The 1,285-nt window shown below is 37.5% G+C and carries 2 protein-coding genes; both read right to left on the bottom strand.

Annotated elements, in window-relative coordinates; all coding sequences use genetic code 11:
* Positions 1–44: 44 nt before the first annotated feature.
* A complete protein-coding gene (locus LZ634_RS22300; RefSeq protein WP_234508914.1) occupies positions 45–518 on the bottom strand; it encodes a hypothetical protein in 474 nt (157 codons plus the stop codon).
* Between the two features lie 142 nt (positions 519–660).
* Positions 661–1,050 (bottom strand): hypothetical protein, encoded by a 390-nt coding sequence (locus LZ634_RS22295; RefSeq protein ID WP_234508913.1) that lies wholly within the window; start codon positions 1,048–1,050, stop codon positions 661–663.
* Positions 1,051–1,285 lie beyond the last annotated feature (235 nt).

The raw sequence follows: 1,285 nt of genomic DNA, 5'->3' as shown, positions 1-1,285 counted from the left end.
TTATGTCTATCTAATAACACTCCCTTTACTAATCGAATAAAATTTTATTTGACTGTAATATCATACAGTGTATCAGGAGGAGCCTGATACTTTTCAAAATCCTTATATACCTCATCATAAAAATCAGAGAAATTTACTTTTTTTACAGTCTCAATTTGATTACATTCTGTCATGGCAACAACCATTCTTTTGGAGTTGGTTATTCTTATTATATCTGTTAGAGTATCTAACAAAATTTTAAGCCTTTCTTTTGCCCCAGGAGGAAATCCTATACCAGAAGATTCAGGATCATACTCATTATAATCGGTTAGATATGTTGCATTTAATGAATTAACACCATCAGCTATATCAAATATGAATGCATTATTGCTGGGAATTAATTCTTTTGGAAAACTATACAGTTCATAAGAAGAAATTCTCCGAACATTAATAGAGCATGAATGTATATAAGCATTCAATCGATGTTCCACCTCTTCCGTTACAGAAAAGTCTGTATATCCATAAACATCATTCGACATGATTATCTTTTATCCTCTATCCACGATCCAACTGGCTTACCATTCTGATTTATCTCACGATAGTATTGTTTATCTACATAACCATTCGCGTTATAGGTTATTTTATGTCCATGTGGAGGAACCTTCCCATTAGAATCATAGCCTAGCTGAGCATGTGTTTTCTGCTGACCATAATCCTCTCGAGAAAACATCCTTCCCTTACTATCATAATAAGTGATACTTTTGAACCATCCACCCTCGACACCTCATAGACAGAGTTCGGCGTTGAAGTCTTTGGAGCCTTACCAGAAAGAACAACTATATGCTCAGTCACCACCTTATTAGTTGCAGGGTTGAATATTTTGTTAGTTTCTTTCAAATAGTCAGCCGTCATTTTCGATAAACAGCTACTATCCACAACGTCCTTCTTAACAAGCGCGGCAACCGGCTGAACATTAAACATCTTATTCTTCAAAGCCTCATCAGCAGTCACCATCACCTGCCGACCCAACTTCGTTACCGCATCCCGACTATTCCCAACAATCAGAGTCATACCTGCCGCAAGAGGCCCAACTCCAATCGCCGCTTCAGACGCAAAAATATCAGCAGCATAAATACCTGCCTGATTCAGACACAGTACGGGGTTAGTTTTACACCCGACAAGAACTAATCACTAACCAGTAGGAACTACACTGGTTCAACAGCCATACCGAATTAGCAGATGTACTTAGCTATCGTCCCCACGGTTATGATTAAGTACATAAATAATTATGTCTATCTAATAACAC

The organism is Kluyvera intermedia, assembly GCF_021440345.1.
Taxonomy (GTDB): Bacteria; Pseudomonadota; Gammaproteobacteria; order Enterobacterales; family Enterobacteriaceae; genus Kluyvera; species Kluyvera intermedia_A.
Note: the sequence above shows the minus strand (reverse complement) of the source record. Positions and strands in the feature narration are given on the sequence as shown.